This window comes from Rhodococcus sp. 14-2470-1a (assembly GCF_002259425.1).
GTDB lineage: Bacteria > Actinomycetota > Actinomycetes > Mycobacteriales > Mycobacteriaceae > Rhodococcoides > Rhodococcoides fascians_E.
The window spans coordinates 219,205-233,210 of record NZ_NPFZ01000032.1; the positions used below are offsets into that span (position 1 = coordinate 219,205).

Here is a 14,006-nt window from a genome sequence, read left to right on the forward strand (position 1 = left end):
CTTCGCTCGTTGATGTCCGAGCATCTCGACCCCGGCTACGCCGCAGCATCGGCATCCAGGCGGGGGACGCCACGCGGCGGCAAGGACATCGCGATGCTGGTGCTCGGCGCCGTGCTGGTCGGGTGCGTGTTCGGCATCGCACTGTCCCAGGTGTTCGACACCTCGGGTGGCGAGTCCCGGCAGGACACCCTTGACCGCGTCCGAGACGCAGAATCGCGAGCCGCAGAACTCGATTCGACACGACAGGACCTCAGCGCTCAGGTCGACCGCGCGCGCGACGACGCACTCAGGAACGACGATCGCGGCACAGCGCTTCTCACGGATCTGCGCGCGCTCGAAGTAGCCGCAGGCGCCGACAGTGCGACCGGACCGGGAATCGTGGTGACCGTAGCCGAGCCGCCCGCACCGTCGGACTTGTCCGACGTGTCGGTTCCTGTCCGAGGCTCATCTGATTCGGCCGTGCTGGACCGAGACCTCCAGACAGTGGTGAATTCGCTGTGGGTCAGCGGCGCCGAGGCGATCGCGGTCGACGACGTCAGGGTCGGTCCGGGAGTCACGATCCGCCAAGCCGGAGGCGCAATGCTCGTGGACAACCGGCCGGTGTTCTCTCCCTACACCGTGACCGCGATCGGATCGCCGACGCGCCTGGAAGCGCAGTTCTCGGTCAGTGACGCTTACCTGCGCATGGCAGGGCTTGCGCAGCTCTATCGAATCGGCTTCGCGACGGAGGCCTCGGACTCTCTGAGCGTGCCACCCGCGGCCGTACGCGCAGTCACCACAGCAGGACAGGACGAAGGACGTTGAGCGAACACCAGCATCACGCGGCGGCCGACCGTACGGTCGACGGGAACGATCGGAGACCGTCGGGCCGAGGATCCGGACTTCTCGTGTTGGCGGGCGTCGCGATGATCGTGGGCATCGTCATCGGATCGGTGTCCGGACCGGAAGTCCCCGTCGGCGTCGCACCCTACCTTCCGATCGCGGTCGTTGCCGCACTCGATGCGGTGTTCGGCGGTGTACGTGCGTTTCTCGACGGCATCTTCGACGCCAAGGTCTTCGTCGTGTCCTTCGTGTTCAACGTCCTCGTCGCGGGACTGATCGTCTGGCTCGGTGACCAGTTGGGCGTGGGCACTCAACTGTCGACTGCCATCGTCGTCGTCCTGGGCATCAGGATCTTCGGCAACGCCGCAGCTCTCCGTCGACGACTGTTCGGTGCGTGAGCGAGCGAATGAACACACGGTCCGCACAGCCTTCCGACGGCCGGCACAGATTCCGACGGAAGGGCTCGTCCCGCGCGTTCGGCGCCCTCGCTGTTCTGTTGATGGCTGTTCTGGGATTCGGCATCGTGGTGCAGGTCAGGGAAACAGGCAGCGGTGATGCACTCGATGCTGCCCGACCGGCGGACCTCCTGGTCGTCCTCGACAACGTCGGGAGGCGAGAGGCCGCGCTGCGCAGCGAGATCGCCGAGTTGCAGACCACTCTGTCTGCGCTTCGGCAGTCAGACGGTGGATCGGGCGCTGCCCTCGCCGAGGCGCAGGACCGGCTTGCGTCGTTGTCCATTCAGGTCGGCACTGTTGCCGCCGCCGGGCCGGGCGTCACCGTCACCGTGACAGATCCGGACAAGGGGGTCGGATCCGACGTCCTGCTCGACGCGCTGCAGGAACTGCGGGCCGCGGGAGCGGAAGCCGTGCAGCTCTCCGGTGGCGGACAGCCGCCCATCCGCATCGGAGTCGACTCGTGGATCGCAGGAAAGCCGGGTGATGTGATCGTCGACGGCCGACCCACGTCCGCGCCGTTCGTGTTCTCCGCCATCGGCGACCCGGCGACACTGGCCGCAGCGCTCGACATTCCCGGTGGCGTCGTGGACACGGTGTCTCGCTTCGGCGGACAGTGCGGCATAGCTCAGTCTCAGCAGGTGACTGTCTCCGCCTTGCGGGATCTGCGGTCACCTCAATACTCTCAGCCCGGAAACCAGCCGGGAAACTAGTGTGGACGTCGGTGCACGAGCACCTGCCCTCCTCGAAAGGACAGCCGAACAGTGACCGACACCGAGCCCTCGGGCGACTTGCACTACACCCCCGAACACGAATGGGTTCAGCGGATCAGCCCCACCGCCGTACGGATCGGAATCACCGATTACGCGCAGGAACAGCTCGGTGACGTGGTGTTCGTTCAGCTGCCGTCGATCGGGGACGAGGTGACGGCCGGAACGTCGCTCGGAGAGGTCGAATCGACCAAGAGTGTGTCCGACGTGTTCTCGCCCCTCACCGCGAAAGTCATTGCCGTGAACGCAGATCTGGACACGTCCCCGGAGAAGGTGAATTCGGGTCCGTACTCGGACGGGTGGCTCGTGGAGCTCGAGACGGAGACATCGGAGGCTTTGGACGCGTCGCTGTCTCAGATGCTCGATGCCGCCGGATATGCTGGAATTACGGCTGAGTAACCGCACGCGAACGCAGCGTGAGCAACCGTATGCACCCGCACGGGCGGGCAAGGTACGGTTTGTGTAGCTGCACGCGTGGTTGCCGTGGCGAGTCCGCTGCGCCGTGGGGGCCTGTAGACCCTTCCGGGGCAACCGTGGGTTGCCAATCGGGTGAGGCGACGTAGGTCCGCAAGAAGTACAGAACGTGCAAGTTGGTTACTGCGTAACTCGGGTGCAATCGACCCGGGCGATCGGACTGAGAAGGAGAAACGGTGAGCGAGAACGACAACGACGGCATCTACGGAGAGTCGCCGGCGGAAACCACTTCGGTTTTTCGTGCAGACTTCCTCCAGGAGCTGGACAACTCGGCGACCAGCCAGAGCTCCGAGGCTCCGGTGTCGGGCGTGGAAGGCTTGCCGGTCGGTTCGGCTCTTCTCGTCGTCAAGCGTGGACCCAATGCCGGGTCGAGGTTCCTGCTCGATCAGCCGACGACGTCGGCCGGACGCCACCCCGACAGCGACATCTTCCTCGACGACGTCACCGTGTCTCGTCGCCATGCCGAGTTCCGCCAGGAAGAGGACTCCTTCCAGGTCGTCGACGTCGGCAGCCTGAACGGCACCTACGTCAACCGCGAGCCTGTCGATTCGGCAGTCCTCGCCAACGGTGACGAGGTCCAGATCGGCAAGTTCCGTCTCGTGTTCCTCACCGGCCCACGTGCGGGTGCCGATGCACCTGCAGGCGATTCGTCGGCAGGTGCAGGCAGCCAGTGACCGCCGTCGGGCAGCAGTCTCCCGGGGGGATGTCGATAGGCTCCGTCCTGGATCGACTTCGGCCCGACTTCCCCGATGTCACGATCTCCAAGATCAGGTTTCTCGAGGCCGAGGGCCTGATTTCTCCGGAGCGCACGCCATCGGGATACCGGCGCTTCTCTGTTGCGGACTGCGAGCGTCTTCGGTACGTACTCACCGCACAACGAGATCAGTACCTGCCGCTCAAGGTGATCAAGGAGCAGCTGGAGGCGATCGACAGCGGAGTGGCACGCGTCGAGAGCGCTGAGCCCGCACCGCGCAAGCCGCGAACCCTGTCGATCGCTCCGGGCGAAGTGTCTCCTGAGGAGTTCCTCGTCGACCGGGAAGTACGTGTGTCCAAGGTGGACCTGCTCGAACGGGCGGGAATCGACGACACTTTTCTGACGGAGTTACTGCGCGCAGGGCTCGTGGTTCCTGGCCAGGCCGGGTTCTACGACGAGGGCGCCGTGATTCTGGCTCGAACAGCACACGCGATGTCGCGCTTCGGTCTGGAGGTGCGGCATCTGCGTGCGTTCAAGCTGGCAGCCGACCGCGAGGCGGGACTGGTTGCTCAGATCGCAGGTCCCGTCGCCAAGGGGCGGGATGCCGGTGCACGTGATCGCGCGGAAGAAATGATCCGCGAATTGGCCGCGCTGTCGTTGACTCTGCACACCTGCCTGGTCAAAGCAGCGGTGCGCGGCGCGCTGGACAAATGACCTGACGCAGAACCGTTGGTGGCGCCGCATGGTCATCGATTCCAATAGAATCGGCTGTAGTCGGGTCGAGACACAGCCGGGGCCGAATCTTCAAGCGCATGTGGGAGGCAATCGCCATGAGTGAAATGCGTGTAGTCGGTATTCGCGTGGAGCAGCCGCAGAACCAACCTGTGCTTCTGCTCCGTGAGTCCGACGGTGAGCGTTACCTGCCCATCTGGATCGGGCAGACCGAGGCCGCGGCGATCGCGCTGGAACAGCAGGGGGTTCAGCCTGCTCGTCCATTGACGCACGATCTGATCAAGGAGCTGATCGGTGCCCTGGGGCATCGCCTGAAGGAAGTGCGAATCGTCGATCTGCAAGAGGGGACCTTCTACGCGGATCTCGTGTTCGACAAGGACATCCGTGTGTCGGCACGTCCGTCGGATTCGGTCGCGATCGCCCTCCGAGTCGGCGTGCCGATCATCGCCGAGGAACCGGTTCTGGCGGAAGCCGGTCTGCTCATGCCGGACGAGCGTGAGGACGAGGTGGAGAAGTTCAAGGAATTCCTCGAGTCCGTCTCGCCCGACGACTTCAAGGCTACGGACGGCTGACAGCCTCGACTTGGTAACGGAAGAGTCTCAACCTCAACTTTAGGTTCAGGTTTACGGCGCGTTGCGTTGACCTTGCCTCGGTGGACCCATAGCGTTCCCGTCGTGAGGTAAGCAGTCCTCGATCGTGTGTCGCTCGTCCCTACCTGGGCGTAGTCTGGCTTACGAACGCGGAGTGGAACTTCACGCGAGAACACCGCCGGGACCCGTCCCGGTCGGCCTGGGCCAACCGGGACGTACGCAGTGTCGAGACATCCGAAGAGGGAGCAGTCAGTGGGAGATCAGCCGCAGGATCGCCTCGTGCGAGATCAGCCGCAGGATCGTCAGGTGTCGGAGTCCGCTGTGTCGGAAACGATTGCGCCGCAGGTCCCCGCCACCCCCGACGGGTCCGTGAACACCACCCCTTCCGAATCGACTCGACCGGAGCCGTCCAGCGCGCCCGCCCGCGAGTTCCAACCAGGGCTGTTTCCGGACGATTCGGTACCGGACGAGCTGGTCGGATACCGAGTGCCGAGCGCATGCCAGATCGCGGGCATCACCTACCGCCAACTGGATTACTGGGCACGCACCGGATTGGTCGTACCCTCGATCCGGAGTGCTGCGGGATCGGGCAGCCAACGCCTGTACTCCTTCAAGGACATGTTGGTCCTGAAGATCGTCAAGCGCCTGCTCGACACCGGAATTTCACTTCAGAACATCCGAGTCGCGGTCGACCACCTGCGTCAACGCGGTGTGGGCGACCTGGCCAACATCACCCTGTTCTCCGACGGCACCACCGTCTACGAATGCACGTCCGCCGAAGAGGTCGTCGACCTGCTACAAGGCGGTCAGGGAGTATTCGGCATCGCAGTCAACGGCGCGATGCGTGAACTGACCGGCCTGATAGCCGACTTCCCTGCAGAACGAGCCGACGGCGGAGAATCCGAGCCCAGTCCGGAAGACGAATTGGCGTCACGCCGCAAGAGTCGCGCAAATCGAAAGACCGGCTAGGATCGAGACCGTCGCGCTCGCGCGGGAGAGTTCCGGGGCAGCCAGTTCCGGACGCCGAAGGAGCAATACCTCCCCGTCAATCTCTCAGGCACACGGACCGTGTGAGCTTGGACGTCTCTGGAAAGTGGTGGGATCACCCACCCGCCCAAGGGGAAAGCACCTCCGAGCATCGCGTGCGCGGAGCGCGAATCTCTCAGGCGCTCGCCCCGGGTGAGCATGCGACAGAGGGGGAGGATCGGCCGCGCAGTGCGCGTGGTCACTCCACCCGTCAGCATGCATCCACCGGAGCGTCTCATGACCGAACAGAGTTCTCGCCCGTCGTTTTCCGACCGACATATCGGACCGGACGGTGCGGCACTGTCCCGAATACTCGACGTCGTCGCCGCCGGATCGCTCGACGAACTCGCAGAGCGCGCGGTGCCTGCCTCGATTCTCGATGGGTCCGTCGACGGCATTGCCGCCGGACTCGCCGGACTCCCACTTCCACTCGGCGAACACGAAGCGCTGGCCGAACTCGCGGCCCTCGCCGCACGGAACGTGGTCGCCACGTCGATGATCGGTCTCGGCTATTACGACACCCTGACACCGCCGGTCCTGACTCGGAACATCCTCGAGAACCCCGCGTGGTACACGGCGTACACCCCGTATCAACCGGAGATCAGCCAAGGCAGGCTCGAAGCGCTCCTCAACTTCCAGACGATGGTGTCCGACCTGACCGGAATGGACGTGGCCGGTGCGTCGATGCTCGACGAGGCCACGGCCGCCGCCGAGGCCATGACGTTGCTCAGGCGCGCCAACCGGGGTTCGACGTCCCCGCGGTTCGTGGTGGACGACGACGTCTTCCCGCAGACCTGGGCAGTCCTCGAGACGCGCGCGGAGCCCCTCGGTATCGAGCTCGTGCGGCACGACGTCACCGGCGGACTTCCCGACGGAGAGTTCTTCGGCGTCCTCGTTCAGTTCCCGGGCGCATCCGGAGCCGTCGTCGACCACTCCGCCATGATCGACGACGCACACACCCGTGGTGCCCTGGTGGCCGTCGGAGCCGATTTGTTGGCGCTCACCCTGCTCACGTCCCCGGGCGACATGGGAGCGGACGCATGTTTCGGCACCACCCAACGATTCGGTGTCCCGATGGGATTCGGTGGACCGCACGCCGGTTACCTCGCCGTACGGAACGGCCACGCACGTCAGCTTCCGGGACGGCTCGTCGGCGTGTCGGTGGATGCCGACGGCAACCTCGCGTACCGACTGGCGTTGCAGACCCGCGAACAGCACATTCGACGCGAGAAGGCGACCAGCAACATCTGCACCGCGCAGGTCCTTCTCGCGATCGTGGCCGCCATGTACGCCGCGTATCACGGAAGTTCGGGACTCCGCGACATCGCTCGCCGAGTCAACGCCCACGCTGTCGCGCTGGCCGACGGGCTCGCAGCGTCGAACATCTCCGTCGAATCCGCGTCGTTCTTCGACACGATCACCGCGCTCGTGCCGGGTCGAGCTCGGAGCGTCGTCGAGTCAGCGCAGCGCTCTGGTATCAACCTGCTCACGGTCGACGACGACCGTGTCTCGATCGCATGCGACGAAGCGACCACCACCGACATCGTCGAGCAGGTACTGGCCGCGTTCGACGCCGCGCCGAGCGCGGACTCCGCACGTTCGTCGTTGCCCGACTCGCTGATTCGAACGTCCGAATTCCTCACCCACCCTGCGTTCACCCGGCACCGAACCGAGACGTCGATGCTTCGATACCTTCGGATGCTGGCGGACAAGGACATCGCCCTCGACCGCAGCATGATTCCACTCGGGTCGTGCACGATGAAGCTCAACGCGACAGCCGAGATGGAATCCATCACCTGGCCCGGATTCGCCCGGCTGCATCCGTTCGCACCCGACAGCGACACCGAAGGAATCCGCGCCGTCATAGCGGACGTCGAGAAGTGGCTGGTCGACATCACCGGCTACGACGCGGTGAGCCTGCAACCGAATGCGGGAAGTCAGGGCGAATACGCCGGCCTTCACGCGATTCGTGACTATCACCTCGGCCGCGGTGATTCTCACCGCGATATCTGCCTCATCCCGTCGAGTGCGCACGGCACCAACGCGGCATCGGCGGTCATGGCAGGTATGAAGGTCGTCGTCGTCACGTGCCGCGCCAACGGCGACGTGGATGTCGACGACCTGCGCGCCAAGATCGGCGAGCACGCGGATTCCCTCGCCGCGATCATGATCACCTACCCGTCGACTCACGGCGTGTACGAGCACGACATTGACGAGATATGCGCTGCTGTGCACGACGCGGGAGGTCAGGTGTACGTCGACGGCGCGAACCTGAACGCACTCGTCGGACTCGCACGTCCCGGGAGGTTCGGAGGCGACGTCAGCCACCTCAACCTGCACAAGACCTTCTGCATCCCGCACGGCGGAGGAGGACCGGGAGTCGGTCCGGTCGCCGTGCGATCGCATCTCGCACCGTATCTGCCGGGGCACCCGCTCCGACCGGAACTGGGCAGCGGAGCGACGATCTCGGCCGCGCCGTTCGGAAGCGCGTCCATTCTGTCGATCACGTGGGCGTACGTGCGGATGATGGGCGCCGAGGGTCTACGACGCGCCACCCTCACCGCGATCGCGTCGGCCAACTACATCGCCCGACGCCTCGACGAGTACTTCCCCGTTCTGTACACGGGAAAGAACGGGATGGTTGCGCACGAGTGCATTCTCGATCTCCGCGGGCTGACGAAGGCGACGGGCGTGACCGTGGACGACGTAGCGAAAAGGCTGGCCGACTACGGATTCCACGCTCCGACCATGAGCTTTCCCGTGGCGGGAACCTTGATGGTCGAGCCGACGGAAAGCGAGGATCTGGACGAGATCGACGCATTCTGCGATGCCATGATCGCAATTCGCGGCGAGATCGATCGGGTCGGTTCGGGGGAGTGGCCGTCGACGGACAACCCGTTGCGCGGCGCTCCCCACACGGCTCGGTGCCTGGTCGGGGAATGGACTCACCCGTACACACGCGAAGAAGCCGCGTATCCGTGGGAAGCCAACGCGAAGAGAGGATCGATCGCTGCGGGACGGGCCAAGGTGTGGCCTGCAGTACGCCGCATCGACGGCGCCCACGGCGATCGCAACCTGGTGTGCTCGTGCCCGCCGATCGCGGACCTCGAGTGGAGCCCCCGGAGCGACTCGGCGTCGCCTCGGGGTTAGCTGGACGTCAGGTTCAGCATCGCGATCTCGGGCGGTGCTGCAACCCTGACGGGCGGACCCCAGGCGCCGGCCCCACGCGTGGTGTAGAGCGTGGTGTCACCGACACGATCGAGGCCTTCGACGCTCGGCTGCTGCAACGGGACGAGATACCGCAGTGGCCAGATCTGTCCGGCATGCGTGTGACCGGAGACCTGGAAGTCCACCCCCATGTCCGATGCCTCGAACGCCTGCAGCGGCTGATGTGCCAACAGCAACACGAACCGAGACGCATCCCTCCCGTCCAGGGCAGCACCGAGATCGGGTTCGTACGGCGCCGGTGCGGTTGCGTCGTTGATGCCGGCGATGTCGATGGAGGCACCGGACTTGCTGATCGTCTCGTGTTCGTTCCTCAGAACGGTCACACCCAGCGTCTCCCACAGGTCCAACCATTTCCCACCGTCGTCCGCATAGAACTCGTGATTACCGCTCACGGCGAACACTCCGAGGGGAGCGTCGAGCTGCTGCAGCGGAGCGAGGTCTGTTCCGACGAGGTCGACGGTGCCGTCGATCAGATCGCCGTCCAGGATCACGAGTTCGGGCGACTGTGCATTGACGTCGTCCACCACGCGTTGAACGAAGCCGGCTCCACGGGCCGGTCCGACGTGAAGATCGGACACCAGAGCCACGCGCGTACCGTCGAATTCGGAGGGCAACCGATCGAGCGCGACGCGAGTGTCGGTCACCTTCGGGAGTGCAGCCTCGACGAGGCCGTACCCGACGGCCACCACAGCGACGGACGCCGCGATCGCGGAGCCGATTCTGTGAATGCGTAGCCGAAGCGCGCGCGACTCACGACGGCGTGCCGCCGACACGATGCGTACGAGGAGGGTGACGACGCCGACCAGCACTGTGCCCAGCACCAGGTACAGCACCACAGCGAGCCAACTGAGACCGACGAACGCCGGAACTCGCGCCCATGCCGGATCGAAGACCTCGCCCGATCCGATGCCGACCAGAGCCAGTAGCCACATGACGACCAGCACAGTGTCCGCTGCAGTGGAGTACGGACGACGAAGCTTGGTGGCCCGAATGTAGCGAAAATGGAGCACGAGACCGATGACGGCAAGGAACGTGCCGAAGGCAAGAAGGCGAATCATGTTTCAGTACAGCAACTTTCGAAGAAGGTCGGGGAGTTCCTCACCGTCCGACGACGCAACGGTGTTGAACGAGCCGCCCGTGGCATCGGACACTGACTGCAACGTCGAACTGTCCGGATTGGTTCCGATCGCGACGACATCGACTGCCACCGGACGCTCCGGATCGATCAGATCCGACACCATCTCCAGGAATCGACTCGCCGAGATGGTCGGATCGTCGTTCGGACCGTCGGTGATGAGGACGACGCTGTTCGGCTTGCCGGGGACGTACGTCGACAGAGCGTCGAGATAGGCGGCGAGCACCGACTCGTACGTCGACGTCGCAGTGGCGGGTCGAACCGCCGCGGCCTCGGCCAACAGACGTTCCCGACGAGTCTCGCTACCCAGAACTTCCTCGACCGGGCCGGTGGGCACAAGGGTTCGGAACGCGCGTGTGCCGTCCAAATCCTTGCTGTAGATCCACAACCCCAATTCGGTGGTATCCACGACCGAGTCGAACTGGCGATCCAGTGCTGCAACTGTGTTCTGCAACCGAGTCTCCGAACCCTCCGCCGTGTCCATCGACCCGGATGCGTCGAGAAGTGTCGTCACTCGCCGAGGTGTAGCAGGCTCGAGAACTGCATCGACGAGCGTCCGGCCGAACTCGGTGTCCTGCGGCGGCAGCGACGCCGGCGACCGAGCGGCAACATCGAACCCCGCGTCGGAGAACACCGAAGTGTTGTCCGGCCCGGACATGAAGTCGACGAACTGTGCTGCGGCGCGGCTCGCCGTGTCGTCCGTCCACGCTCCGGCCAGCACCACGGCCGGGTGGTCGAACACGGGCCCGTCACCTCGCGGAGTGAATGCCGTGACACCACTCTGGGACGACGCGGTGAGTTGCCTCGCCGACACCGGAACAGTGTGTGCGTCGGCTGTCGGTGAAGTGTCGGCGCTCAGCCGGGCAAGTGCCGAATCGGTCGAATCGCTCGTCGTGGAGGGCGTTCCGAGATCGGTGGTCGCGAGCGCGGACATCGCGGAGACAGTGGGCGCGCTTCGGGCGACGTCCGCACTGGCAACGCCCGATTCGTCGTACACGGAGGAGTCGTAGGTGGTTGCCGCTACCGCTCGCAGCGCGGCCGTCGACGCATCGGATTCCGGCCCGAGGGGAAGAAGAAGGCGAAGCCCGCCCCACCCGGGAAGTCCGATCGCGTCGAGCCCGTCGGGTGCCGCCTGCAGGCGAGGAATATCGGCCCACCCGATGTCCGCGGCCTCCAGCACATCGGCTACAGCGATCGGTGCAGCCAGGACAACCGGTGACGACGCGACAGAACGAGGCGTGCCGTTCACAGCGCCGGCCGGTAGATCGGCAACGGAATCCGACGACCGCGGGATCCACAACGCCGGTTGCGGACCCAACGCAGCAGCGTCCCACGCGCTTTCGCCCGCAGCCAGGGCAGGTCCCACCACAGCGGAATCGTGAGTGGACACCTCGAGCGACACGCAGTGATCGCGTACCACAGGAGAACTGTCGGTGAACGCCGCCGCCAACTGTGTCACCTGCGACGAGATGTCCGGGTCGACGACGATCGGCACCACCGCCGGACCTTCGACACAGGTATCGGCCGCTTCCGTGCCCTGATCGGCAATACGGTCGCGGAGTTGGAACCAACCGAACACAGCGAGCACCACCACGAGGATGGTGCCCGCCGCGACGACGGGTCCCTTGCTCACTCCACGGGATCCGCCGGAGGTTCGATGTTCGCCCACGACAAGAGGTTACTTGTCGCGCCCCAAGTGACCGCACAGTGTCATCCGGTCACTCCGCGGGCTCCGCTCCTGTAACTGCCCGGTCACTCCGCCGGCTCCGCTCCTGTAACTGCCCGGTCACTCCGCCGGCTCCGCTCCTGTAACTGCCCGGTCACTCCGCGGGCTCGTCAGCGTGTTGCTGCTTTGTACTCGCGGCGGCGGCGGTGCAGGATCGGTTCGGTGTAGCCGTTGGGCTGGCTGGTGCCCTGAAAGATCAGGTCACTGGCTGCTTGGAAGGCGATGTTCGACTCGAAATCCGGCGCGAGGTTCTTGTACGTCGGGTCCGATGCGTTCTGTCGGTCCACCACCGGCGCCATCCGCTCGAGCGAGGCACGCACTTGATCCTCGGTGACGATGCCGTGCCGTAACCAGTTCGCCAGGAACTGACTCGAGATACGCAGCGTCGCCCGATCTTCCATCAACGCGATGTCATTGATGTCGGGAACCTTCGAACACCCCACACCGTGATCGATCCACCGCACCACATACCCGAGGATCGACTGGGCATTGTTGTCGAGCTCGCGTTGCTTCTGCTCCTCGGACCAGTCGGTCGCAGGTGCCAACGGAATCTCGAGGATCTCCTCGACAGTGGCGCGCTTGGACTTCGCGATCTCTTCCTGACGGGCGAACACATCGACCTTGTGATAGTGCAAGGCGTGCAACGTCGCTGCCGTCGGCGAGGGCACCCACGCAGTGTTGGCACCGGACTGCGGATGCCCGATCTTCTGCTCGAGCATGTCGTGCATCAGATCCGGCATCGCCCACATGCCCTTGCCGATCTGCGCTTTGCCTTCCAACCCGGCAGCCAAGCCGGTGTCGACATTGAAGTCCTCGTACGCCTTGATCCAGCCCTGGGCCTTCATCTCACCCTTCGGCACAACCGGTCCGGCCTCCATCGAGGTGTGGATCTCATCGCCCGTCCGGTCGAGGAAGCCGGTGTTGATGAACACCACACGTTCCTTCGCAGCCTCGATCGCAGCCTTCAAGTTGACCGTGGTGCGGCGTTCCTCGTCCATGATGCCGACCTTGAGGGTGTTGACCGGCAACCCGAGAACCTGCTCCACCCGGCCGAACAGTTCCGCAGTGAACGCAACCTCGTCGGGACCGTGCATCTTCGGCTTGACGATGTACAACGATCCGGTGCGGCTGTTCTTCAGGACATTGTCCGCACCGAGGGAATGCAGACCCGCGAGCGAGGTGAACAGGGCATCGAGGATGCCCTCGGGGACCTCGTTGCCCGCGGCGTCGAGGATCGCATCGGAGGTCATCAGATGCCCGACGTTGCGGACGAACAGCAGCGACCGACCGTGCAGGACGAGCTCACCGCCGTCACCTGCACTGCCGTCGACCGCGGTGTAACTGCGGTCCTGGTTCAAGCTGCGGGTGAAGGTTTTGCCGCCCTTGGAGACCTCTTCGGTAAGATCGCCGCGCATCAAACCGAGCCAGTTGCGGTAGCCGAGAACCTTGTCGTCGGCATCGACCGCCGCGACCGAATCCTCGAAGTCCATGATCGTGGTCACCGCGGATTCGAGGAGGACATCCTTGACGCCTGCGGCGTCGGTCGCGCCGATCGGAGACTGCGGGTCGATCTGGATCTCGAAGTGCAACCCGTTGTGCACGAGAAGAATCGCCGTCGGCGCATCCGGTGCGCCCTGGTATCCGAGCAGCTGCGCCGGGTCTGCCAAACCGACTGTGGATCCGTCGGCGAGGGTCACCGTCAACGATGCGGCCCCGGTAGCGGAGGTGTCGACATCGTACTTGGTGGTGCCGACGTGTGAACCGGAGGACAGGGGAGCAGCCTCGTCGAGGAACTCGCGAGCGAAGGCGATGACCTTGTCGCCGCGGACCTTGTTGTAGCTGGTGCCCTTCTCCGCGCCGCCGTCCTCCGGGATGGCGTCGGTGCCGTACAGGGCGTCGTAGAGCGATCCCCAGCGTGCGTTGGAGGCGTTGATCGCGAAGCGGGCGTTGAGAACCGGGACCACGAGTTGCGGGCCCGCGGTGGAGGTGATCTCGGTGTCGACACCGGAGGTGGTGATGTGGAAGTCCGCGGGCTCATCGACCAGGTACCCGATTTCCTTCAAGAACGCCGTGTATGCGCTCCTGTCGTAATTCGGTCCGGCGTGCTCACCGTGCCACGCATCGACCTTGCCCTGGATTTCGTCACGAACACCCAGCAGGGCCTTGTTCTTCGGGGCCAGATCCGTGATCACGGCCTCCACGCCGCTCCAGAACTTCTCCGAATCCACACCGGTGCCCGGAAGCGCTTCGTTCTGCACGAAGTCGTACAAAACCTGGGCAACCTGAAGACCACCAACAGAAACACGATCGGTCATGAATCCCTCGCTCTTTCCGGTCAAAACGCGCACAAGGCGCCT

General features: G+C 64.7%; 12 protein-coding genes and 1 riboswitch. Of the genes, 9 read left to right on the plus strand and 3 right to left on the minus strand.

Annotated features, from left to right (window positions below; translation table 11 throughout):
- The first annotated feature begins 12 nt into the window (after positions 1–12).
- The 9 genes from CH292_RS21990 (at position 13) to gcvP (ending at position 8,710) form a co-directional block, all read left to right on the plus strand.
- Entirely contained in the window at positions 13–804 is a 792-nt protein-coding gene (locus CH292_RS21990; RefSeq protein WP_094628232.1) for a DUF881 domain-containing protein, read from the plus strand.
- Between the two features lie 101 nt (positions 805–905).
- The gene (locus tag CH292_RS21995) at positions 906–1,220 is read left to right on the plus strand and encodes a small basic family protein (RefSeq protein WP_094653437.1); all 315 of its coding nucleotides are present in this window, start codon (positions 906–908) and stop codon (positions 1,218–1,220) included.
- Between the two features lie 8 nt (positions 1,221–1,228).
- Entirely contained in the window at positions 1,229–1,987 is a 759-nt protein-coding gene (locus tag CH292_RS22000; RefSeq protein WP_371828309.1) for a DUF881 domain-containing protein, read from the plus strand.
- A gap of 51 nt (positions 1,988–2,038) precedes the next feature.
- Positions 2,039–2,443, plus strand: coding sequence for a glycine cleavage system protein GcvH (gene gcvH, locus CH292_RS22005; protein WP_019667961.1), 405 nt, complete (start codon positions 2,039–2,041; stop codon positions 2,441–2,443).
- 251 nt (positions 2,444–2,694) lie between these two features.
- Positions 2,695–3,192 (plus strand): glycogen accumulation regulator GarA, encoded by a 498-nt coding sequence (garA, locus tag CH292_RS22010; RefSeq protein ID WP_019667960.1) that lies wholly within the window; start codon positions 2,695–2,697, stop codon positions 3,190–3,192.
- The gene (locus CH292_RS22015) at positions 3,189–3,926 is read left to right on the plus strand and encodes a MerR family transcriptional regulator (RefSeq protein WP_019667959.1); all 738 of its coding nucleotides are present in this window, start codon (positions 3,189–3,191) and stop codon (positions 3,924–3,926) included. Before garA ends, CH292_RS22015 begins: the two co-directional genes overlap by 4 nt.
- Before the next feature lie 116 nt (positions 3,927–4,042).
- A complete protein-coding gene (locus tag CH292_RS22020; protein WP_026348282.1) occupies positions 4,043–4,516 on the plus strand; it encodes a bifunctional nuclease family protein in 474 nt (157 codons plus the stop codon).
- Positions 4,517–4,813: 297 nt separating this feature from the next.
- On the plus strand, positions 4,814–5,503 hold the full coding sequence (locus CH292_RS22025) for a MerR family transcriptional regulator (RefSeq protein ID WP_371828046.1): 690 nt from the start codon (positions 4,814–4,816) through the stop codon (positions 5,501–5,503).
- Positions 5,504–5,515: 12 nt separating this feature from the next.
- A riboswitch (glycine riboswitch) is annotated at positions 5,516–5,613 on the plus strand.
- Between the two features lie 184 nt (positions 5,614–5,797).
- Positions 5,798–8,710, plus strand: a complete 2,913-nt coding sequence (gene gcvP, locus CH292_RS22030; RefSeq protein WP_094655778.1) for an aminomethyl-transferring glycine dehydrogenase — start codon at positions 5,798–5,800, stop codon at positions 8,708–8,710.
- On the opposite strand, the gene CH292_RS22035 is transcribed toward gcvP, so the two are convergent.
- From CH292_RS22035 to CH292_RS22045, 3 genes are all read right to left on the minus strand, one after another.
- Entirely contained in the window at positions 8,707–9,846 is a 1,140-nt protein-coding gene (locus CH292_RS22035; RefSeq protein WP_033190248.1) for a metallophosphoesterase, read from the minus strand. The two genes, gcvP and CH292_RS22035, sit on opposite strands and share 4 nt — an antisense overlap.
- A 3-nt stretch (positions 9,847–9,849) precedes the next feature.
- A complete protein-coding gene (locus CH292_RS22040; RefSeq protein ID WP_244164820.1) occupies positions 9,850–11,592 on the minus strand; it encodes a substrate-binding domain-containing protein in 1,743 nt (580 codons plus the stop codon).
- A 167-nt stretch (positions 11,593–11,759) separates the two neighbouring features.
- Positions 11,760–13,964 (minus strand): malate synthase G, encoded by a 2,205-nt coding sequence (locus CH292_RS22045; RefSeq protein WP_094655779.1) that lies wholly within the window; start codon positions 13,962–13,964, stop codon positions 11,760–11,762.
- Between the last annotated feature and the right edge of the window lie 42 nt (positions 13,965–14,006).